This is a genomic window from Streptomyces sp. Ag109_G2-15, assembly GCF_900215565.1.
Lineage (GTDB): Bacteria > Actinomycetota > Actinomycetes > Streptomycetales > Streptomycetaceae > Streptomyces > Streptomyces diastatochromogenes.
The window spans coordinates 3630652-3652499 of record NZ_OCNI01000001.1; the positions used below are offsets into that span (position 1 = coordinate 3630652).

The window sequence follows — 21848 nt, forward strand, 5'->3', positions numbered from 1 at the left end:
TGAGAAGGGGGACCCGTAGCGGAGGAGATGCGTACCCGTGGCTGCCCGACTGCCCTCGTGGGCCTGGGTCTCCGGTCTGACGACGGGGGCGATCGCGGTTGTCGTCGCCCTGGCCGTCCAGGCGGACCACGGGCCGCATCCCACGGCCGCGGTGGCCCGCCCGGCCCCCTCGGCGTCGGCGGGCGCGCACGCGTCCGCCTCCCCGAAGCCGTCGGGGCCGCCCGCGCTGCCGGAGGAGTCCGGCACGGGCCGCCGGATCGTGTACTCCCTCGGCGAGAAGCGCGTGTGGCTGGTGGACGCCACCGGCAAGGCGAGCCGCACGTTCACGGTGTGGCCGGGCACGGTGAGCCCGCAGCCCGGCCGCTACTCGATCACCCTGCGCACCCAGTCCCTCAAGGGCTCGGACGGCGTCGAGATCGAGCACGTCATGTACTTCACCAAGGTGTCCGGCGTGAACGTGGCCTTCTCCAACGCCCTCGACGGCGCCTCACCGCCGCCCTCGAACGGCCAGAAGCTGGGCGGCATCCGCATGCACAAGGAAGACGGTGCCGCCCTGTGGTCCTTCGGCGATCAGGGCACGAGGGTGGCCGTCGTCAGCTAGCGTCCCGCTGCCCGTTCCCGCCCGGCAGCTGGTTGACGATCAACGCCACCCCGCTGAGCAGGAACACCCGGGTCGCCGCGTCCAGCCCGTTCCAGGTCTTCGACTGCCACATGGAGAACCACTCACCGCCGATGGCGATGAACCCGGCACCGAAGAGCAGGACGAGCATCAGCAGCCCGTAGGTGGAGAACCGCCGGGCACGGTCGACGTCCCGCCGCGCCCACAGCCAGGTGCCCCAGATCAGGACGAGCGCGGCGACGGTCTCCCACACGATGATCGCGACGTACGCGGTGTCCTGAAGCGCGGTGCTGGTGATCGCACGCCACATCAGGTCGTCGTCCTTGAAGGTCGTGTCCATCGCGAGCACATGCCGCACGAACTGCTGGTTCGTCCCGAAGTCGGTGATGTTCCCGAGGGCGACGAGGGCGATGTAGAGAGCGAGTATGCCGGTGAGGACGCCGGCGGCGAGCCTGAGGCCCGTGTGGCGTGTGGGGGTGGTGGTCATGGCTGGATTCTCCCCGACGAACGCCGCCTCCTCCCACGCGCATTGAGCCAGAATGAAGGGGGGATCGCGGGGAGGGTGTGCGCATGTCGCAGGCACGGCCGTCGATGCAGGAGCTGATCGGGCGGCGCAGGCGGGCGGGGTTCGTCGGGCGCAGCGACGAACGGGCGGCGTTCCGGGCCAACTTGGACCTTCCGCCCGAGGATGAACGCCACCGCTTCCTGTTCCATGTGCACGGCAACGCCGGTGTCGGAAAGACGTTCCTGGTCAGGGAGTTGGAGCAGCTCGCGCGGGAGCGCGGGGCGCTGACGGCGTACGTCGACGAGGGCGCGGGAAGCGTGCCGGAGGCGATGGCGGCGATCAGTCACCAACTCGCCAAGCAGGGGCGGCGGTTGAAAAGGCTGGAGGAGATGCTCGCCGCGTACCGGGACCGGCGGCATGAAGCGGAGGCCGAGGTCGCGACCCTGGAGCCTGCCCCCGAGGGCCCGTCCCCGCTCGCCACGACTGCGGTACGGCTCGGCATGGCGGGCCTCGGGGCGCTGGTCCCCGGGGCGGGCGCGTTCGTGGGAGCCGTGGACGCGGGCCAACTCACCGAGGGAGCAGCGCGTTTGAAGGCGAGGCTGAGCGCGCGGTTCCGCAACCAGGAGGACGTGCAGCTGGTGCTGGCACCGGAGCGAGTCCTGACGCCCCGGCTGCTGGACGAACTGTCGGACATCACCTCGTCGGTCCCGTGGCTGGTGCTGTTCTTCGACACGTACGAGCGCACCGGCCCGTATCTGGACGGCTGGCTGCACGAGCTGATGACCACCGACCGCTACGGCGCCCTCCCCGCCGACGTCATCGTCGTCACCGCCGGCCAACGCCCCTTCGACACGGCCCGCTGGGGCGGCTTCGCGGACTTCATGACCGACATACCGCTCAGCCCGTTCACCGAGGCGGAGGCGCGGGGCCTGCTGGCGGACAGGGGGGTCGTGGCCGAGCCGGTGGTGGAGGAGGTGCTCCGCCTCACCGGCGGCCTGCCCGTCCTCGTCTCCACCCTCGCCGAGGCCCGCCCGGCCGACCCGGACGACGTGGGGGACCCGAGCGCCACGGCCGTGGAGCGGTTCCTGAAGTGGGAGCCGGATGCGGTCCGGCGGGCGGCGGCCCTGGCCTGCGCGCTGCCCCGGCGACTGGACGCGGACGTGTTCCGGGCGGTGGTGGACTGCGCCGAGGAGGAGGCCGAGGCCCTGTACGACTGGCTGCGGGGGATGCCGTTCGTCAGCGAGCACGGGGAGCGGGTGCAGTACCACGATGTCGTACGGGCGCCGATGCTCCGCATGCAGCGCCGACGCTCACCGCGCCGGTGGGCGGAACGGCACGGGCGGCTGGCGGAGACCTTCGGGGGGTGGCGGGCGGAGCGGGAGGGGGGCCTGGGCGATCCCTGGGCGGACGAGGAGTGGCGGGAACTCCGGCTGGCCGAGGCGTATCACCGGCTGTGTGCGGGGGAGCGGGCCGCGCTGCCGTTCGCGCTCGGGGGCGTGGTGCGGGCCTGCGGCCGGGGGGAGGAGGAGGCCCGCCGCTGGGCACGGATGCTGGTGGAGGCCGGAGCGGACACCCACGCCGAGGCGGTGACGGGCTGGGGCCGGGAACTGCTGCACGCCCTTGAGGCCCCGACCGCCGCCCCCGCGCTGGGCCTGCTGCTCGACCGTGCCGCCCTCGACTCCACGTCCCGGGCCATCGCGCACGCCGTCCGGGGCAACATATTCCGGGTGGCCGAGGAGCACGAGCGTGCGGTGTCCGAGTACGACCGGGCCGTTGCCCTCGACTCCGAGCTGATCTTCGCCCGCCACGGCCGTGCTTTCGTCCGCGCCGAACTGCGGGACTTCGAAGGGGCTGTCGCGGACCTGGACCACGTGCTCGGCCTGGAGCCCGACAACGCCCGCTACCTCGCGTCCCGCGGCGACTACCACCGGATGTGCGCGCGCTACGACGCCGCCCTGCGGGATCTGGACCGGGCGATCGAACTCGACCCGACGCTGCGGGGCGCCTGGGCCGCGCGGGGTGTCACCCACCACACGCTCGGCCGGTACGACGCAGCGCTCGCGGATCTGGACCGGGCGCTGGAGATCGACCCGGACTTCGTCTGGGGCCTCGTCCGCCGGGCCCGGCTTCGGCGGTCACGTGGTGAACGCGAGCAGCAGCTCGCCGACCTCGATCGGGCGGTGACCCTCACCCCGGAGGCGCCTTGGGTGCTGTGCGAGCGGGGCGACGCGCTCAGCGCCGTCGGCCGCGTGAGGGAGGCGCTCGCCGACTACCAGCGGGCCATCGACGTCGACGACGCCTACGCCTCGGTGTATGCCAGCAGGGGTGCCCTGTACGGCAAACAGGGCCGCGACGAGGAGGCGCTGGCGGACCTGGACCGCGCGCTGAGCCTCGCTCCGGACTATCCATGGGCCCTGGTGCACCGTTCCAAGGCGTATCACCGCCGAGGCAGGTACGACAGAGCGCTCGCTGACGCCTACCGCGCGGTGGAACTGGACTACGAGGGTGCGTGGGCCCTGGCGAACAAGATTCAGAGCGACATGAGCGTCGGTCGGCTGGAACAGGCACGGGTGGACCTGGAGCGGTACGTCACGCTGGGTGGTGATCCCGCCTGGGCGAACCGGCAGTTGGTCTATGTGCACCAGTTGAGCGGCCGGTTCGACAGAGCGCTGGCCGAGGCGGACACGGCCGCGACACGATGTGCCGTACACCTGCTCATGGGGAACTGGTCCCTTGCCCGGCGGGCGGCCGAAGAGGAGCTGGCGACCGACAAGCTATGGGGCCTGTGGCACCTGGCCCTGGCGGTGAGCGGGGAAGAGGGCACGACCGCCGCCCGTCCTTTGTGGATGAGACTGGCCCACGAGGCACGGCAGCCGGATGCCTACTCCCCGCAGGCACACGCCTCCATGGAGGCCGCGATCAGCGCGGCTCTTCAGGCCTGGTCCGAACTGGACACATGGCTGCACCGCGTGCTGACCCTGTACGACTGGCCTTACAAGGCGAGCTTGGCCGACTGCCTCGACATCCTGCTCCACAGCCCTGGCATCGACCGGGCCAGGCTCGCGCCCCGGCTGGCGAGGGTGGTCGCGGCCCGGGACGCGATGCGGGCGCGTTACGCGGAGTGAGCGGCGAGGTCTGGGCCGAACTCATTCCGAGACCACCGGCCGCACCTTGCTCAGCATCAGGTCCAGGAACTGGTCCGGGTGCCGGAACGACGCGAAGTGGCTGGCGTTCCTGATGAGGGCGAAGTCCTTCACGGGGGCCGTGACCTGCTCGTAGAAGCGGTGGGCCGGCTCCGGTGGGGTGAGGACGTCGGTGTCGCCCTGGAAGATGAAGAAGGGGAGGCGGAAGGACGTGCCCTCGGCGCGCTCGTCGATCGTCATCGCCTGCGGGCCCAGTTGTTCGGAGAAGCTCATGCCCTTCAGGTACGTGCGCAGGCCCCGCAGGGTGTGGAACGGGGAGAACCAGAGGGAGCGGATCACGACCGTCTTCATCGTGTCGTAGGTGAGCGGGTCGGTGGTGGTCACGATCTTCGCGTGGTCCGCCCACTCGGGCGCGGACCAGGCCGTCCGGTCCGGGCCCATGGCCACCGTCTTCGCCAGCTCCTTCTTCTTGCCCGCCTTCTCCAGCCGGGCCAGCAGGGCCTCGTACGACGAGGTGTCGCGGCCGCCGTCGATGACGTTCTGGTCGGTGCCGACGTACGCCGAGTACAGCTCGGGGTGGTTGCGGGCCAGGCGGAGGCCGGTGACCGTGCCGAAGCTGTTGGCGAGGAGGAGGAGCCTGGCGACACCCAGGCGCTCGCGGACGTACTCGGTCACCTCGAGGGCGTCCTGGTAGACGCGGTCGAGCGTCATCTCGCCCTGGCCGGCCGGGCCGCCCGCCGCGAACGTCCGGCCCGCGCCCCGCATGTCCCAGCGCACGATCGTGAAGTGCCGCTCCCAGGCGCGGGTGCGCGGGATGAAGATCAGGTTGGAGGCGCCGGGGCCGCCGTGGATCTCCAGGATCACCGGGTTGGACAGGTCCTCGCCGCGGATGGAGATCCACTGGTCGACGCCGCCGATGCGGACGTACGACGACTCGTCGATGCCGTTCGGCGTGGTGATGCGCAACTTCTTCGCCAGCGACGCGCGCTTGAGGGCGCGGTAGGTGAGCAGCATGAGTGTTCCCCCTAAACTGTTTATGCCGTCAGCAGTTGTGTTTACGGTATATACAGTTGGTGGGCGGAGTCAACGGGCTTCGCCGGGACGAAGGGGAGGAGCCGGATGGCCGCCCGGAACAAGGAGCAGGACAAGCCGCGCGACCCGCGGGCGACCCTCGCGCTGCTGTGGGGCGAGCAGGAGCAGCCCACCCGCGGGCCCAAGCCGAAGCTGTCCCCGCAGCGGATCGCCGCGGCAGCCGTCGAGCTGGCCGACGCGGAGGGGCTGGACGCCGTCTCCATGAGCAAGGTGGCCGGCGGGTTCGGGGTCTCGGCCATGGCGTTGTACCGGTACGTCCCGGGGAAGAACGAACTCGTCGAGCTGATGGTGGAAGCCGTGCTCGCCGAGGGGCCGGATCTGTCGGGGGTCCCGGAGGGCGACTGGCGGGCGGGGGCGCGGGAATGGACCAGGCAGTGCGCGCGGGTCTACGCGGACCATCCCTGGCTGCTCACCGCCACCGCGATGCGCCGCCAGGTCATGGGGCCCCGGCAGCTGCGCTGGCTGGACGCGGCGCTCGCCGCCCTGGAGCCGACGGGACTGGGCGGGGCGCAGCGGCACCAGGTGTTCCTGCTCCTGGTCGGGCTCGTCCGCAACCAGGCCCAGCAGCTCCGCGACCACGACGAGGAACACGACCGGGAGTGGAACCGGCTCACCGGCGACCTGCTGGCCCGGCACGCCGACCGCTTCCCGGCTCTCACCAAGGCGGTCGCCGAGGGCGCCTTCGACCCGGCCGGCACCGACCCGCTCGACTTCGGCCTCGACCGGATTCTGGACGGGGTCGAAGCGCTCACAGCTGTGCGGGAATGACCAGGCGGTGCCGATTTGCCCCCGTGAACCGACCGTCCCAGGTCGATTACAGTGCTGGGCGTCGTACGTACGGACGGTGCCGTGAGGAGGTCTGAGTGAGTGCGACATCCGTTGCCGTCTGGGGCCGCGCCGAGCAGCAGGACTTCCGCAGCCGGGTGCGCGGCACCCTGCTCGGCGTGGCCGTCGGCGACGCGCTCGGCGGTCCTGCCGACGCGCTCGCCCTGGACGAGATCCGTTCCGTGTACGGCGGGGAAGGACTGCTCGACCTGGCCTTCGGCCACGGGCGGCGCGGTACGGTCACCCACCACACCCAGCTCACCCTCTTCACGGTGGACGGGCTGATCCGCGCCCAGGTGCGCCGCGACACCGGCGCCTGGCATCCGCCGACCGATGTGCACCGCGCGTATCTGCGGTGGGCGGCCACCCAGCGGGACTGGGGGCCGGACGAGCGCCGCAAGGACGACGGCTGGCTGGCGCGCGAGGAGTGGCTGTACGCCCGCCGGGACCCGACCCGGGCCCTGCTCGTCGGCCTCGGCGACGAGACCATGGGCACGCTGGAGATCCCGAAGAACCCCGGCGAACTGGGCCCTGAGGCCGTGGCCCGCTCCGCCCCCTTCGGCCTCCTGGTCGGCTGGGAACCCCAACTGGTCATCCAGCTGGCCGTGGAGTGCGCCGCCCAGACCCACGGCCACCCCATCGCCTACCTCTCGGCGGGCGCGTACGCCGTCATCGTGCACGCCCTCGCCCGCGGGGAGAGCCTGGACGGCGCCGTGCAGCGGGCCCTCGCCCTGCTCGCCGCCCGCCCCGGCCACCAGCCCGTCTCCGACGCCCTCCAGCACGCACTCGGCGCGGTACGGCAGGGCCTGCCCGGCCCGTCCCGGGTGGAGGAACTCGCCGGAGACGGCACGGCGGACGGTCTGCTGGCCGCGGCCGTCTACTGCGCGCTGGTGGGGGAGGACGTACGCCACGGCCTGTGCCTCGCGATCAACCAGGGCGGTCCGTCGGCGGCGGCGGGTGCGTTGACCGGTGGGCTGCTGGGCGCCCTTCACGGTGAGACCGCCCTTCCCCCGGCCTGGCTGGCCGAGTTGGAAGGGCGGCCGACGATTCTGGAACTGTCCGACGACTTCGCGATGGAGATGACCCAGGGGCCTGCGTTGCATGGACCTGCGGGGTCGTCCCCGGGGTGGCTGGCGCGTTACCCGCGCGCGTGAGCTGAGTACTTGCCCGGTGGCAGTTCCCACGCACCCGCACCCAACCTCCCGCAGCAACCCCTACGGCGCCCCCACCACATCGTCCCCCGCACCCGCAGGCACCGGCACAGCCAGCGCAGCGTCTCCGTCCGTGTTGACCTTCTCGATGATCGCCAGCCGCTCCGGGGTGTCCTCGGGCTTCAGGAAGCCGATCAGGATGTACAGGACCAGGGAGACCGCCAGCGGGATCGAGACCTGGTACTGGAGCGGGACTCCGCCGTCGACGTTCCAGTTGATGGGGTAGTTGACCAGCCAGAAGGCCAGCAGACCCGCCGCCCAGCTGGTGAGCGCCGCCGTCGGCCCGGAGCGGCGGAACGGGCGGAGCAGACCCAGCATCATCGGGATCGCGATCGGACCCATCAGACCGGCCACCCACTTGATGACGACCGTGATGATGTCCTTGAAGGCGGGGGAGTTGACCTGGGTCGCCACCGCCATGGACAGACCGAGGAAGACGACCGTGGTCACCCGGGCCGCGATCAGGCCCGACCGCTCACCCCACGCCCGCGCCCTCGCCGACAGCACCGGCGCCACGTCACGGGTGAACACCGCGGCGATCGCGTTCGCGTCGGAGGAGCACATGGCCATCGTGTGCGAGAAGAAGCCGACGATCACCAGGCCCAACAGGCCGTGCGGCAGCAGCTGTTCCGTCATCAGCGCGTAGGAGTCGGACCCGTCCGGCTTCTGCGCGTGGACGAGGAGCGGGGACATCCACATCGGGAAGAACAGAACCACCGGCCAGATCAGCCACAGGATCGACGACAGCCGCGCCGAGCGCTCGGCCTCGTGCGCGCTGCCCGTCGCCATGTAGCGCTGGGCCTGGTTGAGCATGCCGCCGTTGTACTCGAAGAGCTTGATGAACAGGAACGCGAGCAGGAAGACGGTGCCGTACGGGCCGACCAGGGGCTTGCCGTGGCCGTGCAGCGCGGGCTCGTCCCAGGCGCCGAGGAAGCCGATGTTCTTGTCGCTCAGCTTCACCACGACCGCGACGAACATCGAGACCCCGGCCAGCAACTGGATGACGAACTGGCCGAGTTCGGTCAGCGCGTCCGCCCACAGGCCGCCGATCGTGCAGTAGACGGCGGTGATCGCGCCGGTGATGAGGATGCCCTGGTTCAGCGACACACCCGTGAACACCGACAACAGGGTCGCGATCGCGGCCCACTTGGCGCCCACGTCCACGATCTTCAGCAGCATGCCCGACCAGGCGAGCGCCTGCTGCGTGGGCAGGTTGTAGCGGTTCTTCAGGTACTCCAGCGGCGAGGCCACATGCAGCCGGGACCGCAGCCGGTTGATGCGCGGCGCGAACAGCTTGGAGCCGATGGCGATGCCGAGCGCGATCGGGAAGGACCAGGTGATGAACGAGGTGACGCCGTAGGTGTAGGCGATTCCCGCGTACCCCGTGAACATCACCGCGCTGTAGCCCGACATGTGGTGCGAGATGCCGGACAGCCACCAGGGCATCTTGCCGCCGGCGGTGAAGAAGTCGCTGACGTTGTCCACGCGCTTGTGCGACCAGAGCCCGATCGCGACCATCACACCGAAGTAGCCGATCAGCACGGCCCAGTCGAGACTGTTCATGTGCCCGATCGTGGGTGCGGTCGCGTGAACACGACAAGCGAGCGTAAGGTCAAGTCAAAGTAAAAATGTTCTGAGAGGTGACCTTCGTTCATCCATGTGAACGCTAGCGCATCAGCTCACCTGCGTTGACCAGCAACGACTGTCCCGTGATGGACTTTGCCCGGTCCGAGGCCAGGAACACCGCCGCGTCGGCCACGTCCCCGTCCGTCGCCAGCTCCGGCAGCGCCATCCGTTCCGTCAGCCGCCCCAGCACCTCCGCCTCCGGCACCCCTTCGGTGTGCGCGGTGAACTGGACGTACGCCTGGACCGGCGGCCCCCACATCCACCCCGGTAGCACGGTGTTGACCCGGATCCGATGGGGCCCCAGCTCCCGTGCCAGCGAGTACATGGCACTCGTCAGCGCCCCCTTCGACGCGGCGTACGCGGCCTGCTTCACCTGCGAGGGCGCGGCGACCGCCGACTGTGTTCCGACGAAGACCACGGACCCGCCGCCCGCCGCCTTCAGGGCCGGCAGGCACGCCCGCGTCATCCGCAGCGTCCCCAGCAGGTTCACGTCGATGACCGACTGCCAGGTCGCGAAGTCCGCGTCCTCGACCCCGCCGAAGTAGGAGTCCCAGGCGGCCACGTGCACCACCGCGTCGACCGAGCCGAAGCGCTCCCGCGCCAGTGCGGCCAGCGCCTCGCACTGCCCCTCGTCGGTGATGTCGGTCGCCCGGTACGCCGTGCGCCCGCCGTCCGGATCGATCTCGGCCGCGCTCTTGGCGAGGTTCGCCTCGGTGCGTGCGCCCAGGACGGCGTTCCCCCCGTCCCGCACGACGGCGGCGGCCACCTGATGGCCGAGCCCGGCCCCGACCCCGGAGACGACGACGGTCCTGCCCGCGAGCAACGACATGGGAGCCTCCCGAACCCTGGCGCTTTATCTGACGGAGCGTCAGAGTATGGGCGAGCGGAGGAGGACGGAAGGGGAGGAGCGTTCATGTCCGAGGAGACACGCAGCGAGGTGTACGCCGAACTGGCCGCCGTGGGCCCGTACGGCGTCCACCCCGGCCACGCCCTGATCACCATGGTCGAGCCGCACCCCGGCCACGAGTACGCCTACAACCGCTGGTACGAGGACGACCACTACTACGCCGGCGCCATGGCCATGCCCTGGATGTACGCCGGCCGCCGCTGGGTGGCCACCCGGGACCTGCAGCTGCTCCGCTACCCGGAGAAGTCGGCCATCGCCCAGCCCGTCACCGCCGGCTGCTACATCTCCACGTACTGGATCACCGACGGCCGCTACGACGACCACATGAAGTGGACGGTCGCCATCAACAAACGCCTCAACCGCGACGCCCGCGTCTATCAGGACCGCACCCACGTCTTCACGGCCTTCCAGGACCACGAGGCGACCGTGTACCGGGACGGCGCGGCGGGCCCGAGGGACTTCCACGCCCTCGACCATCCGTACGCGGGGCTGGTGGTCGAGGTGATCGACGCGGAGTCGGCGGAGCGGCGGGCCGAACTGCTGGAGTGGCTGCGCACCCGCCATCTGCCCCGCCGCCTGACAGGCTCCCCGGCCGCGATGGTCACGCTCTTCCGCCCGACCCCCCTCCCCGGCGACCGCATGACCTACGTCAAGCAGGTCGAGGGCGTCGACACCCGCCTGACCCTGCTGTGGTTCCTGGAGACGGACCCCAGGGAGTGCTGGGAGGGACGTTTCACGGACCTGGACGAGCAGGTGACCGAGTCCGGGTTGGGCCGGGTGGAACTGGTGGCCCCGTTCATCCCGACGATCCCGGGCACGGACAGGTACGTAACAGAGCTTCGCAGCTGACCGAGACCGGTGGGCGGGTGGGAAACGGGGGTCTGGTGGCGGAGCCCCCAGAGGCTCACTTCAGCTCGTCGGGGCAGGGCGTACCGCGCGGCAGCTGATAGGGCGCAGCCAAGTGATACGTCCCGGCCTTCGGCGCCACCAGCATCGTCCACTTGTCGCCCTCGGAGTCCTCCGGCGTCTCCATCAGGCACCCGTTGACGTTGTCGTACGTCGTCCCGCCCGAGGCTTTCTGGGGAGGCTTCAGGCTCTTGCCCTGCCCGTCGACGATGCTCAGCCAAGGCGAGTACGGGATCTTGATCAGGATCCGCCCCGCCTTGCGCACGTCCAGCGTCATCTCGCCCTGCTCGGCCCGCTGCACCACCGCGTTCGGCTCGGCGAGCGGCGCCGGATCGGTCACCCGGAACAGCTGCCAGTTGGCATCGCCCCAGATCTGCTTCAGATACGGCATCCCGCGCCGCAGCAGCTGCCGCTCGCGCTCGCCGCCGTCCCCGTCCGGGTTGTCCTTCGGCAGCACGACGAAGTGCACGGCCCACCGCTGCAGCCACTCGTGGTAGTTCGCCGAGTTGAGCGTGTCGTCGTAGAAGAGCGGGTTGCGCTCCATGTCGGCCTGCCGGTTCCAGCCGCGGGCCAGGTTGACGTAGGGCGCGAGCGCGGAGGCCTCGCGGTGCGAGCGCGCCGGGACCACCTCGACCCTGCCCTTCTCCGCGCCGACGTTCTGCAACTGGTTGACCAGCGGGGCCAGCTCACGGGCCCAGGAGGCGGCCGGGGTCGTGTGCATGATGTCGTCGACCGACTTGAAGCCGATCCAGCCGACGGAGCCCAGGAACGCCAGCACGGTCACGTACCACTTGCGCGAGCGCGGCACCGTGTAGGGCAGCGCGGCGATCAGCGCCGCACCCGCGAACAGCATCGGCAGCCGCGAGATGTTCGAGCCGATCTGCGAGCTGATCAGCCACACCAGGACGACGCCGAGGCTGTAGACGGCGGCCGTCAGCCGTACCGTGATCCACTCCTTGGGGACGAGGAACAGGATCAGCAGGCCGTACAGCAGGGGCAGTATCACCGAGCCGATCGTCATCGGCTGGGTGCCGGAGAACGGGAACAGCCACGCCGAGACGCCGACCACCGCCGCGGGTGCGAGCCCCAGCGCCCACGCGCCGGGCCGCCGCTTCTGCAGGAACAGCGCGGCCGCGACCAGGCCCACGAACAGCCCCGCGACCGGCGAGGACATCGTGGCGAGCGCCGCCAGGGGGGCGGCGACCAGGGCCTTCGCCCAGCGTTTGTACCGCCACCGGTAGGGCCAGCAGAAGACGGCAGCGACCGCGCCGAGCGCGAACATCGTGCCGAGCCCGAAGGTCACCCGGCCCGACACCGCGTTGCAGAGGAAGGCGAAGACCCCGGCGAGCGAGGCCCACAGCGGGTTCTTCACCGCCCGGCTGCGGATGAGGACCAGCGTCAGCAGGCCCGCCGAGACCGTCCCGGCGATCATCATCGTCGTACGGACGCCGAGGACCGACATCAGATACGGCGACACCACGCTGTACGACACCGGGTGCATGCCCCCGTACCAGGCGAGGTTGTACGCCGAGTCCGGGTGCCGGCCGACGAACTCCGCCCAGGCGTCCTGGGCCGCGAGATCGCCGCCACTGTTCGCGAACGTGAAGAACCAGATGATGTGCAGAAGGCCGGCCAGAGCGGTGAACGACAGCACGGGGTGCAGCAGGAACCGCTGCCGGAGGGGCTCGACGGCGACGAGGAGACGGCCGAGCCGGCCCTGAGGCGCGGTCGTACGGCCGTCCGCGTGGTCGTCTGCACGGCCGTCCGTGTGGTCGTCCGTGCGGCCGTACGCCTGGCTGTCCGCGCGGCTGTCCCCGTGGCTGTCGGTGTGGTCCTGGTGATGACTGTCCGTGTCAGCCGTGGACAGGCGTATTCGTGGGCCGGATCCCGGGTCCGGATCGGCGTCGTCCGCGCGTGTCGGCTCGGTTGTGGCCACCTGAAGGCACTCCCCGTGTCCCGTCTTCTGTTCTCGGCCGCGTCCCTCGGTGTTACCGGCCGCTTCTCGTCCAGTTCGCGGCCCCGTCCCGTGGACCGGCGACCTGCCCCGATTCGTGACGCTAGCACGCACCCCGCCGCGGGGCTCCGTCGGCGGGGTGGGGGAGTGGTGCAGCGGGCGTACGGCTCAGCCGAGGCGGGTCAGCTTGTCCGTGAAGCCGGGTTCGGTCAGGGCCTTCTGCAGCGCCACCGGCACGGTCACCGCACCGGCCGAACCGTCACCCACGGTGAGCGAACCGACCTTGGTGCCGGCCTTCGCGGTGTGCGGTACGACATCCGAGGTGAAGGACAGCTTCACCTTCAGACCGGCCCAGCCGGCCGCCGTGACGTCCTTCGTCGCCACGACCGGCGTACGGCCGCCGAGCCCGTCGTCGACGTACCCGACGACATCGCCCTTCTTCAGGATCGTCGCGGACTTCAGCGCGCCCTGCGCGGACCGGATCAGCTTGTCGCCCGCGTCCAGGACGCCGCTGATGATGGTGTTGTCGAAGCCGCCGGCGGGCTGGCGCATCACGGCGCCGATGATGGTGCGCGTCTCGCCACCGACCTCCTGCTTCGCCGCGAAGACGAGGTTGCCGAGGGCGGAGGTGGTGGTGCCGGTCTTGATGCCGACGACGTTGTTGTGGCCGACCAGGCGGTTGTAGTTGGAGTGGTTGACGCCCTTGTAGTCGTCGTACGACATCATCGCCGCGACCTCGCGGAAGGCGGGCTGCTGCATCGCCGCCTTGGCCAGCTTGACCTGGTCCACGGCCGTGCTGACCGTCGAGTCCGTCAGGCCCGAGGGGTCGGTGTACGTGGTGTTGGTCATGCCGAGCTTCTTCGCGGTGGCGTTCATCTTCGTCACGAACGCCTTCTCCGAACCCGAGTCCCAGCGGGCGAGCAGCCGGGCCACGTTGTTGGCGGAGGGCAGGAGGATGGCCTCCAGGGCCTCGCGCTCGGAGATCTTGTCACCGGCGGTGACCGGGACGGTGGACTCCTGGCCGGCGTCCGACTGCTCCTCGGCGGGCTTGTCGATCTTGATCTTCGGGCCGTCCTCGCCGCTCTTGAGCGGGTGCTCGCGCAGGATCAGGTACGCCGTCATGACCTTCGCGACGCTCGCGATCGGTACGGGCTTCTGGGTGCCGGAGGAGCCGAACGTGCCGATGCCCTGGACGTCCAGGGCGGCCTGGCCGGTGGACGGCCACGGGATGTCGGCCTTGCCGCCCTCGAAGGTGTAGGTGTCCTTCGCGGTGAGGTCGAGGGTGGGCTGGGGGAGCGGGCGGACGGCCTGTACGACCGCAAAGATGACCGCCAGGAGGAGGGCCAGCGGGGTCCAGATCTTGACCCGGCGCACGAGCGTGCGGACCGGGGTCTCCGGGGGGCGGGGCGTGTTCGTCAGCTCGGCCAGCAGGTCCAGCGGGGGCTTGGGCGGGAGGGGCTGCTGGGTGGTGCGCTCGGGGCCGACCTGGGGGAGGGCGGTGGTGGGGGCGGTGGTGTCTGTCTTCAGCGGGACGAACTTGCTGCCGCCGAGCTTGAGGGCGGTGGTGGGCTGGTCCACCGCGGGCTTCTTGGGGCGGACGGCCTTGATGAGGGTGGTCGGCTGATCAACCCCCTTCGCCTCGGCTTCGCCTTCGGCGTCCGCGTTCCCACCCGTGCGGGGTGCCTGCGGCGCTTCGGCGGGTGCGGCGGCTTGCGGGTCCTTGTCGGCGTCCTTCGCCTCGGCTTCGCCGTCGGCGGTCTCGTTCCCACCCGCACCACCCGTGCGGGTCTCGTTGTCGGGTGCGGGTGGCCCCTGTGGGGTGTCCTCGCCGTCGGCGGCCTCCGGGTCCTCGTCGGCGGCCTCTGCCTTGTCCTCGGCAGCGGGCTTTGCCTCGCCCTCGGCGTCAGCGTCTGCGTCGGCGTCCTCGGTGTCAGCCTTCGCGTCTGCGTCGGCTTCCTCGGGCGCGACGTCAGCCTTCGGCTCGTCCTCGGTGTCCTCGTCCGACGCGGCGTCAGCCTTCGTGTCCGCGCTCGCGCCCTCGGCCGGCTCCGCCCCTGCGTCGGCCTTTGCCTCCGCGTCGTCGTCCTCGTCCGGCTCCGACGCTGCGTCGGCCTTTGCCTCCGCGCTCGCGTCCTCGGCCGACTCGGCGTCAGGCTCCGCCTTGGCCTCCGACTCCGGCTCGGTCTCCGTGTCCGCCTCAGCCTCTGCCTCAGCCTCTGCCTCAGCCTCTGCCGTCTCCGGCTGGTCGGACTCGGCCTCCTGCTCGGGGTCTTCGGGGGTGTCGGCCGAGCGGACCCAGGCCGAGACTGCCTCGCGCAGGGCGCTGTCGTCGTCCTCGGAGTCGGCGGCAGGCTTCGCGTCGCGGATCGAGAGGACCTTCGTCGCCGTGTCCACCGCGGCGCTCGCGGAATCCTTTTCGCGGGACACCGCGAGGCGCGGATCGCGGGGCTCGGGAACCGTACCCGCGCTCCCCGGCGTCGGTTCCGCCGACGACTCGTGCTGCTTCGACCTGTCGGGGGACTCGCCCGCCACCGATGCCTCCTCGTGCGCCGCACGCCCACGCGCGCGCCCTGTCCGAACCATGTACCAGTGTCCTGTGTGAGGGCTTGGCCCCTGTGGTAGACGAGAACGACATACCTACCGGTTCCCTCACGAACCGGTCACGCACCCTCGACAGACCAATGTGAGAGGGGTCACCCTGTCTGTCATCCACGCGGGGAGGCATGGATGGGCAGGAGCCGCAGAACACTTCCGGAGGAGCTTCTGCTGCTGGCATTGGACCCGGCCACGGGTACCACTGCACAGCCGCAGTCGCTCGACCTCGGTCTGGCCGGAGCGCAGCTAGTGGAGCTGGCGCTGGCCGGACGGATAGCCCCAGACGGGGATCGTATCGCCGTGGTGGTACCACGGCCGACTGGAGATCCGACTTTGGACAGTGCGTTGGAGTTGCTGCGAAGGCGTGGCGCTCCCGTACGCGCCGTCCACTGGATCGGCGGGCCCCGGCTGGGGCTGCGTCAGATCTACCTCTCGCATCTCGAACGGTGCGGCATGGTTGCCGCCGTACCGGGACAGATGTGCGGGGTGCTGCCGACGACTCGCTACCAGGCGACGGACACAGAGATCAGCCGGGAGATCCGTGCCCGGCTGGATTCCGCGATCCGCACCGGCGTACCGCCGGACCCGCGGACCGCGGCGCTCGCCGCCCTGGCGCACGCCGTCGGACTCGGCAAGCATCTGTATCCGGGGAACGAGGGCCGCTCCTCGCGTTCCCGGTTGCGGGATCTGATCCGGCACGACCCCATGGGCGGGCTGGTCGCGCATGCCGTGATGGACGTACAGAACGGCGCGGCGGCCCAGCCGCGGCGCGGTCCGGCCACGGCCGGCCGCCAGGCGGGGCCCGGAGCCAGGGCTGCGGCGGAACCCGCACGCGGGGTTCCGATGCAGCCGCACCGCGGGTCCATGGCGCGCGCCGTGGCCCACTGAGCCGCACTGTCAGTCCCCAAGAACCGGTTCGGGAGCCGCTGGTTCGAGCGGGGTGGTGAGACCCTCGTGGTCTCACCACCCCGCTCAACCGCGTTCGGACCCGTAAATCCGTGCCCGAACTGACGCGTACGCGCCGCATATCCACTGTTTCCCAGCGGTAGAAAGCACCTTGGTGGCAGTCTGCTCAACAGCAGATACGGAAAGTGTTAGGTACAGGCAGGCAGCCGGAGGTGCACGTCCCGTGGCGTCCAATGTCAATCCCACCGTCAGACGACGCCGGCTGGGCCAGGAGCTGCGCAGGCTCCGAGAGCTCAAGGGCATGACGGCCGAAGAGGTGGCGGAGCGGCTGCTCGTGTCGCAGTCGAAGATCAGTCGGCTGGAGAACGGCCGCAGAAGCATCAGTCAGCGCGACGTGCGCGATCTGTGCGGGGTGTACGAGGTCGAGGACCAGCGGATCGTCGATTCGCTGATGGAGATGGCCCGGGACTCGCGGCAGCAGGGCTGGTGGCACACGTTCGGGGACATCCCGTACAGCGTGTACATCGGCCTGGAGACCGACGCCGAGTCGCTGCGGGTGTACGAACCCCAGCTGGTGACCGGTCTGTTGCAGACCCGCGCCTACGCGGAGGCCCTGGTGCAGGGCGCGTTGCCGGAGACGTCGACCGCGGAGATCGAGAAGCGCGTCCAGGTGCGCATGCGCCGACAGGAACGTATCACCGCCGAGAGCAACCCCCTGCGGCTGTGGGTGGTGCTGGACGAGGCGGCGCTGAAACGGGTCGTCGGCAGCAAGCTGGTGATGCGCGAGCAGCTGGAGCACCTGATCGAGATGTCCCAGCTGCCGCACGTCACCGTGCAGGTGCTGCCCTTCGAGGTGGGCGCGCACCCGGGGCTCAACGGGCAGTACGCGATCCTGGAGTTCACGGACGCGGCCGACTCCAGTGTGGTCTACCTGGAGGGCGTCACCAGCGACCTGTACCTGGAGAAGGCGCAGGACGTGCAGAAGTACGCCGTGATGTACGAGCACTTGCGGGCACAGTCCCTCAATGTGGAGCAATCCCGGCAATACATCTCCGACGTGGCGAAATCCTACGCCGATTGAGCCCTGCTCCACAGGAAGTGCCGGATCGTACACCGTGGTTACGATTCAGCGGAAGGCCCACCTGGAATATGCCATCCGCTTGAGTGAACGACTACTCCGGCAGAGGCGGTTGCCCGGTAGCGTCGATCACGCCAATCAGACGAACAAGGTTGGCGTGAACCGCACCACCAGCAACTCGCAACAGGAGTGGACATGGCACTGATTCAGGGCGCTTCGGAGACGTGGATGAAGTCTTCCTATTCCGCGGGCAACGGCGCCTGCGTCGAGGTCAAGTCGCCCACCGCCGCGGAGCTCGCCGTACGCGACTCCAAGGTGACCGAGGGCCCGATCCTGGCCTTCCCCGCCAACGCGTGGAACGCCTTCGTGGCCTCGGTCAAGGCGTAGGGAGCCCTCCCTGACGTTCCCTCGCAGACACGTCCGACGACAACTGCACACGCGTCACCCCGCAGAGCCCTCTCGACGAGTCGCCGTCCTTGCCGAGGGGGCTCGGCAACGCCCGGCCCGGGGCTACTTCACCGGGAACGCCACATCGCACACCGGATCCCCGGGCCCGGCCGCGTCCCAGTCCGCGAAGTACACCTCGCGGCAGGGACCGGCCATCTCCAGGCCCTGCCCGCCCATCCACTGCTCCACCGCCTCGAAGGCGGCGAGGATCTGCGGATGGGCCACCTGGGCCTTGGTGATCCGGGTGTAGGCCAGCCGGGCCGCCGGCTCCACCCGCACCCGGGTCGCCCAGGTCCGCCCGTGCGCCTCCACCCACGCCCGGGCCGCCGCCTCGTCCGCCACCGGAACACAGGACTCGGCGGGCCCGTCACTCTCCATCGACACCTCGGAGTGGTAGACGACGAACGGCGCACCCGCCACGCCCCCGCACTCCCGCGCCGCCTCCAGCAGCCGGGTCAGCGATCCACCGATCCAGGCCGGCAGCTCGTCCGCGAGTGTGTGCCGGGTCTCGGTGATCACCACCTGCGCGGGCACGTCCACCGTCTCGACCACGAACTTGTCGTACATCTCGGAGCTCCTCCCCGACAGTCGTCCACGGAGGTACTCGGCGAGGGTGCGCTGCCCGGCCACCCGGGTCTCCACGTCCGCCCAGTAGGCGGCGAGCAGGTCCGCGGCCTCGGTTCCCCGCGCCCCGACCACCTCGGCGATCCGGGCGAGCGGCATGTCCAGCTGCCGCAGCAGGGCCACCAGACGGGCGCGTTCCACCTGGTCGGCGCGGTAGTAGCGGTAACCGCTGGCCTCGTCGACGTGTGCCGGGGCGAGCAGGCCGAGGCGGTCGTACAGCCGCAGCGCCTTGGCCGAGAGCCGGGCCCGCGCGGCGAACGCGCCGATGGTCAGCAGCTCCTCGTTCACGATTGCCATCCTCCGTCACCGGGCGGTCCTTCCCGCCCGGTGACAAGGACGCTCAGCCCTGCCCCTGGGGCAAGGTCAACCGGCTAGCCCAGCTGCTTCTCGATGGCCGCCACGACCTCGGCGGACTGCGGCTCGGTCTGCGGCGAGAAGCGCGCGACGACCTGCCCGTCGCGGCCGATCAGGAACTTCTCGAAGTTCCAGCGGATGTCCCCGCTGTGCCCCTCGGCGTCGGCGAAGCCCACCAGGCGCTCGTACAGCGCGTGCCGGCCCTCCCCGTTCACCTCGACCTTCTCGGTCAGCGGGAAGGTCACGCCGTACGTCGCCGAGCAGAACTCGGCGATCTCCTCGGCGGTGCCGGGCTCCTGCCCGAGGAACTGGTTGCAGGGCACGCCGAGCACGGTGAAGCCCTGCTCGGCGTACCGCTCCTGCAGCTTCTCCAGGCCCGTGTACTGCGGGGTCAGGCCGCACTTGGAGGCCACGTTCACGATGAGCACGCTCTTGCCGGCGTACTGCGCCAGATTCGCGGAGCCACCCTTGAGGGCCCCGATCTCGGTGTCCAGCACGGAGCCGTTCTGATCAGTAGTCGTCATGAGCGGATGCTAACTCCGGAGGGTGACGGGCCCGGGTCACGGGATCGGGTTACGGCCTCGGGGCCGCCGATGCCGAGGCCGGCTACTGCTGCTCGGCGGGAGCGGACTCCGGGCCCGGCAGCTCGGCCACCGGAGCGAACTTGTCGGCCACGGCCGCGATCTGCTCGATCCCGGCCTTGAGCCCATCGGCCGCCCGCGCGCTCTTCTCGATCTGGTTCTTCTCGATCTGGTTCTTCTCGACCTCCTGGTCGAGCTTCTTGGTCGCCCGGTCGAAGTAGCGCAGCAGCTCCACCGGGAAGGGCATCACGAGCGTGGAGTTCTTCTCGGCGGCGACCTCGACGACGGTCTGGAGCAGACGCAGCTGCATGGCCTCGGGGGTGTCGGACATGATCCGCGAGGCGTTGGCGAGCTGCTGCGCCGCCTGGAACTCGCCGTCCGCGGTGATGACCCGGGCCCGCCGCTCCCGCTCCGCCTCGGCCTGACGCGACATGGACCGCTTCAGCGACTCGGGGAGCTGTACGTCCTTGATCTCGACGCGGTCGATGTGGATACCCCACCCGGCGGCAGGACTGTCGATCATCAGGGCCAGCCCCTCGTGCAGCCGCTCCCGGTCGCTCAGCAGATCGTCCAGGTCGCTCTTGCCGATGATGGAGCGCAGGGAGGACTGGGCGACCTGCCCGACGGCGAAGTGGTAGTCCTGCACCTCGATGGCAGCCCGCACGGGGTCGGTCACCCGGAAGTAGACGACGGCGTCGACCTTCACCGACACGTTGTCCTTGGTGATGCCCTCCTGGGTGGGCACCGGCATGGTCACGACCTGCACGTTCACCTTGCGCATCCGGTCGGCGAACGGGATGAGGAACGTGATGCCCGGCTGCCGGTGGCTGGGCAGGGCCTTGCCCCACCGGAACACCACCCCGCGCTCCACCTGGTTGACGACGCGCATGCCGCTCTTCAGCACGAGCAGGAGCAACGCGGCCACGACGACCACTGCGACGACGGTGCCTTCCATGGCACTCCATTCTCCGACGCGACTTCCATCCGGTTCCGGACAACGGGGATGACATCACGGAGGGCGCCGATGGATGCGCCGGGGGTGTCAGGGATCCGTAAAGAAACCGGATCTGTGGAGAAACCGGATCTGTGGAGAGACCGGCGCCGGCTCATCGTGCCGGGAGACGAACCCCGCGCCGCCTCTGATCGTCTTCCAGTCGGCCGCGAGGAGCACCGCGCGGCCGCGACCACCGCCAGACCTGCGACCGGGGGGCCACATGCACGATCCGACACCCGAGGCTGCGCCGCCCTCGTCCTCCGCTCAGCCACCGGAGGCGGCCACCCTGACCCGTTTCCTCGCGGCGGACCCGGCTGAGAGGGCCCGCCTCGCGCCGGCCGTCGCGGAAGCGGTCGGCGCATCCCGTATGGAAGAGATCGTCGAGGCCACGCTCGCCCGTACCGGAACCCCCGTCACCGTCACGGACAGCCCCGACGGCCTGATCGTCACCGGCCCGCGGGGCAGCGTCCGCGCCTGGGCCCGGCAGACGCCCGACGGGCAGGAGATCACGGGCCTGCTCCTCGAAGGAGCCCCCTACGCCCCTCCAGCCCGCCGCAGCCCCCTCCGCACGCCGGTCGTCTGGCTGACCTATGTCCTCGTCCTGGCCCTCTGGAACGTCTTCACGCTCTGGACGGCCGCAGACCGCACCTCCTGGTGCGCGGGCGCGGCCACCCTGGCGGCCTTCTTCGTCTTCGCCGAGGGCTACGGCGCCCCCGCACAGCACGCCCGCGCCCGCCGCCGTACGGCCGAGGCGGCCGCCCTCACCGCCCTCGCCTCGGCCTACCGCCTGCCCACCCTCCCGACGGGCCACTTCAGCGTGGCCCTCGGCACGGCCCTGGCCCTCCTGGCCGGAGCCGTGTGCCTGCTGGCCGCCGCCCGCCTCCACCACTGGCGCACCCCGGTCTCCCAGCCGCTCCTCTTCCCCCTGGAAGGAACCTGGTACGTCATCCAGGGCGGCGGCCGCCCCCTCAACCACCACGTCAAAGTCCCGGAACAGCGCGCCGCCCTCGACCTGGTCGGCCTCGGCCCGCACGGCACCCGCACCCGCCCCGACCGCGACCTGACCGCCTACGCCGCCTACGGCCGCCCCGTCCGCTCCCCCTGCCACGGCCGCGTGATCTCGGCGGCCACGACGATCCCCGACCAGCGCCCGGGCGAGATCCGCTACCAACCCCTCTACGGCAACCACGTCTTCCTCGACACGGGCAGGGAGATCATCAAACTGGCGCACCTGCGCCCGGGTTCGGTGACGGTGAAGCCGGGCGACGTCGTCGAGCCGGGCGAACTCCTCGGCGAGGTGGGCAACAGCGGCAACTCCTCCGAACCCCACCTCCACCTCCACGCCGAACGCGACGGCCTAGGCCTGGACCTGCGGTTCACGGACGTCCGGGGGCGGCTGTACCGGGGGCGCAGGATCAGGGTCTGAGGAGCTTTTCGCCAAAAACGATGGTCGAAGCCGCCTGCACGTCGGGCGGCGACAC

General features: G+C 70.5%; 18 protein-coding genes. 9 read left to right on the forward strand and 9 right to left on the reverse strand.

Going from position 1 to position 21848, the window contains the following annotated elements; genetic code table 11:
- Positions 1–37 precede the first annotated feature (37 nt).
- Positions 38–601: a hypothetical protein gene (locus CRP49_RS16350; RefSeq protein ID WP_097254021.1), complete on the forward strand. Its 564-nt coding sequence runs from the start codon at positions 38–40 to the stop codon at positions 599–601.
- Here the strand turns inward: CRP49_RS16350 and CRP49_RS16355 are convergent.
- The gene (locus CRP49_RS16355) at positions 594–1106 is read right to left on the reverse strand and encodes a DUF2165 domain-containing protein (RefSeq protein ID WP_097254022.1); all 513 of its coding nucleotides are present in this window, start codon (positions 1104–1106) and stop codon (positions 594–596) included. The two genes, CRP49_RS16350 and CRP49_RS16355, sit on opposite strands and share 8 nt — an antisense overlap.
- A gap of 83 nt (positions 1107–1189) precedes the next feature.
- On the opposite strand from CRP49_RS16355, the gene CRP49_RS16360 reads away from it, so the two are divergent.
- Positions 1190–4249 carry an ATP-binding protein gene (locus CRP49_RS16360; protein ID WP_097254023.1) on the forward strand — a complete coding sequence of 1020 codons (3060 nt, stop codon included), beginning with the start codon at positions 1190–1192 and terminating at the stop codon, positions 4247–4249.
- 21 nt (positions 4250–4270) lie between these two features.
- Here the strand turns inward: CRP49_RS16360 and CRP49_RS16365 are convergent, their stop codons facing one another.
- Complete coding sequence (locus tag CRP49_RS16365) at positions 4271–5281, reverse strand: alpha/beta fold hydrolase (protein WP_097254024.1); 1011 nt, start codon at positions 5279–5281, stop codon at positions 4271–4273.
- A 105-nt stretch (positions 5282–5386) separates the two neighbouring features.
- Here CRP49_RS16365 and CRP49_RS16370 point away from each other — a divergent pair, with 105 nt between their 5' ends.
- Both CRP49_RS16370 and CRP49_RS16375 read left to right on the forward strand, forming a co-directional pair.
- Positions 5387–6127 (forward strand): TetR/AcrR family transcriptional regulator, encoded by a 741-nt coding sequence (locus CRP49_RS16370; RefSeq protein ID WP_097254025.1) that lies wholly within the window; start codon positions 5387–5389, stop codon positions 6125–6127.
- A 95-nt stretch (positions 6128–6222) separates the two neighbouring features.
- A complete protein-coding gene (locus CRP49_RS16375) occupies positions 6223–7338 on the forward strand; it encodes an ADP-ribosylglycohydrolase family protein (protein WP_097254026.1) in 1116 nt (371 codons plus the stop codon).
- A gap of 60 nt (positions 7339–7398) precedes the next feature.
- Here the strand turns inward: CRP49_RS16375 and CRP49_RS16380 are convergent, their stop codons facing one another.
- Both CRP49_RS16380 and CRP49_RS16385 read right to left on the reverse strand, forming a co-directional pair.
- Positions 7399–8958 (reverse strand): sodium:solute symporter family protein, encoded by a 1560-nt coding sequence (locus CRP49_RS16380; RefSeq protein ID WP_097254027.1) that lies wholly within the window; start codon positions 8956–8958, stop codon positions 7399–7401.
- Between the two features lie 103 nt (positions 8959–9061).
- Positions 9062–9850 carry an SDR family oxidoreductase gene (locus CRP49_RS16385; protein ID WP_097254028.1) on the reverse strand — a complete coding sequence of 263 codons (789 nt, stop codon included), beginning with the start codon at positions 9848–9850 and terminating at the stop codon, positions 9062–9064.
- Positions 9851–9934: 84 nt separating this feature from the next.
- On the opposite strand from CRP49_RS16385, the gene CRP49_RS16390 reads away from it, so the two are divergent.
- On the forward strand, positions 9935–10777 hold the full coding sequence (locus CRP49_RS16390) for a hypothetical protein (RefSeq protein WP_097254029.1): 843 nt from the start codon (positions 9935–9937) through the stop codon (positions 10775–10777).
- A 55-nt stretch (positions 10778–10832) separates the two neighbouring features.
- Here the strand turns inward: CRP49_RS16390 and CRP49_RS16395 are convergent, their stop codons facing one another.
- Both CRP49_RS16395 and CRP49_RS16400 read right to left on the reverse strand, forming a co-directional pair.
- Positions 10833–12770: an MFS transporter gene (locus CRP49_RS16395; protein ID WP_179851641.1), complete on the reverse strand. Its 1938-nt coding sequence runs from the start codon at positions 12768–12770 to the stop codon at positions 10833–10835.
- 186 nt (positions 12771–12956) lie between these two features.
- On the reverse strand, positions 12957–15320 hold the full coding sequence (locus CRP49_RS16400) for a D-alanyl-D-alanine carboxypeptidase (protein WP_179851642.1): 2364 nt from the start codon (positions 15318–15320) through the stop codon (positions 12957–12959).
- A gap of 195 nt (positions 15321–15515) precedes the next feature.
- On the opposite strand from CRP49_RS16400, the gene CRP49_RS16405 reads away from it, so the two are divergent.
- The 3 genes from CRP49_RS16405 to CRP49_RS16415 all read left to right on the forward strand — a co-directional run bounded on the left by CRP49_RS16405 (position 15516) and on the right by CRP49_RS16415 (position 17754).
- Positions 15516–16271, forward strand: a complete 756-nt coding sequence (locus CRP49_RS16405) for a GPP34 family phosphoprotein (protein WP_097254031.1) — start codon at positions 15516–15518, stop codon at positions 16269–16271.
- A gap of 241 nt (positions 16272–16512) precedes the next feature.
- Positions 16513–17370: a helix-turn-helix transcriptional regulator gene (locus tag CRP49_RS16410; protein WP_097254032.1), complete on the forward strand. Its 858-nt coding sequence runs from the start codon at positions 16513–16515 to the stop codon at positions 17368–17370.
- 192 nt (positions 17371–17562) lie between these two features.
- Positions 17563–17754: a DUF397 domain-containing protein gene (locus CRP49_RS16415; protein WP_097254033.1), complete on the forward strand. Its 192-nt coding sequence runs from the start codon at positions 17563–17565 to the stop codon at positions 17752–17754.
- Positions 17755–17877: 123 nt separating this feature from the next.
- Here CRP49_RS16415 and CRP49_RS16420 read toward each other — a convergent pair whose 3' ends face one another.
- From CRP49_RS16420 to CRP49_RS16430, 3 genes are all read right to left on the reverse strand, one after another.
- Positions 17878–18735, reverse strand: a complete 858-nt coding sequence (locus tag CRP49_RS16420) for a MerR family transcriptional regulator (protein WP_097254034.1) — start codon at positions 18733–18735, stop codon at positions 17878–17880.
- Positions 18736–18809: 74 nt separating this feature from the next.
- Positions 18810–19316, reverse strand: a complete 507-nt coding sequence (locus tag CRP49_RS16425; RefSeq protein WP_097254035.1) for a glutathione peroxidase — start codon at positions 19314–19316, stop codon at positions 18810–18812.
- An 82-nt stretch (positions 19317–19398) separates the two neighbouring features.
- Positions 19399–20328, reverse strand: a complete 930-nt coding sequence (locus CRP49_RS16430) for a slipin family protein (RefSeq protein ID WP_097254036.1) — start codon at positions 20326–20328, stop codon at positions 19399–19401.
- A 259-nt stretch (positions 20329–20587) separates the two neighbouring features.
- Between CRP49_RS16430 and CRP49_RS16435 the strand changes: the two genes are divergently transcribed.
- Positions 20588–21793: a M23 family metallopeptidase gene (locus CRP49_RS16435; RefSeq protein ID WP_179851643.1), complete on the forward strand. Its 1206-nt coding sequence runs from the start codon at positions 20588–20590 to the stop codon at positions 21791–21793.
- The last annotated feature ends 55 nt before the right edge of the window (positions 21794–21848 follow it).

Bases quoted from the DNA above. Each gene is read 5' to 3' on its own strand.
- CRP49_RS16355 (WP_097254022.1), bottom strand. From the start codon at position 1,106: ATGACCACCACCCCCACACGCCACACGGGCCTCAGGCTCGCCGCCGGC.
- CRP49_RS16360 (WP_097254023.1), top strand. From the start codon at position 1,190: ATGTCGCAGGCACGGCCGTCGATGCAGGAGCTGATCGGGCGGCGCAGG.
- CRP49_RS16365 (WP_097254024.1), bottom strand. From the start codon at position 5,281: ATGCTGCTCACCTACCGCGCCCTCAAGCGCGCGTCGCTGGCGAAGAAG.
- CRP49_RS16370 (WP_097254025.1), top strand. From the start codon at position 5,387: ATGGCCGCCCGGAACAAGGAGCAGGACAAGCCGCGCGACCCGCGGGCG.
- CRP49_RS16380 (WP_097254027.1), bottom strand. From the start codon at position 8,958: ATGAACAGTCTCGACTGGGCCGTGCTGATCGGCTACTTCGGTGTGATG.
- CRP49_RS16385 (WP_097254028.1), bottom strand. From the start codon at position 9,850: ATGTCGTTGCTCGCGGGCAGGACCGTCGTCGTCTCCGGGGTCGGGGCC.
- CRP49_RS16390 (WP_097254029.1), top strand. From the start codon at position 9,935: ATGTCCGAGGAGACACGCAGCGAGGTGTACGCCGAACTGGCCGCCGTG.
- CRP49_RS16405 (WP_097254031.1), top strand. From the start codon at position 15,516: ATGGGCAGGAGCCGCAGAACACTTCCGGAGGAGCTTCTGCTGCTGGCA.
- CRP49_RS16415 (WP_097254033.1), top strand. From the start codon at position 17,563: ATGGCACTGATTCAGGGCGCTTCGGAGACGTGGATGAAGTCTTCCTAT.
- CRP49_RS16420 (WP_097254034.1), bottom strand. From the start codon at position 18,735: ATGGCAATCGTGAACGAGGAGCTGCTGACCATCGGCGCGTTCGCCGCG.
- CRP49_RS16425 (WP_097254035.1), bottom strand. From the start codon at position 19,316: ATGACGACTACTGATCAGAACGGCTCCGTGCTGGACACCGAGATCGGG.
- CRP49_RS16430 (WP_097254036.1), bottom strand. From the start codon at position 20,328: ATGGAAGGCACCGTCGTCGCAGTGGTCGTCGTGGCCGCGTTGCTCCTG.
- CRP49_RS16435 (WP_179851643.1), top strand. From the start codon at position 20,588: ATGCACGATCCGACACCCGAGGCTGCGCCGCCCTCGTCCTCCGCTCAG.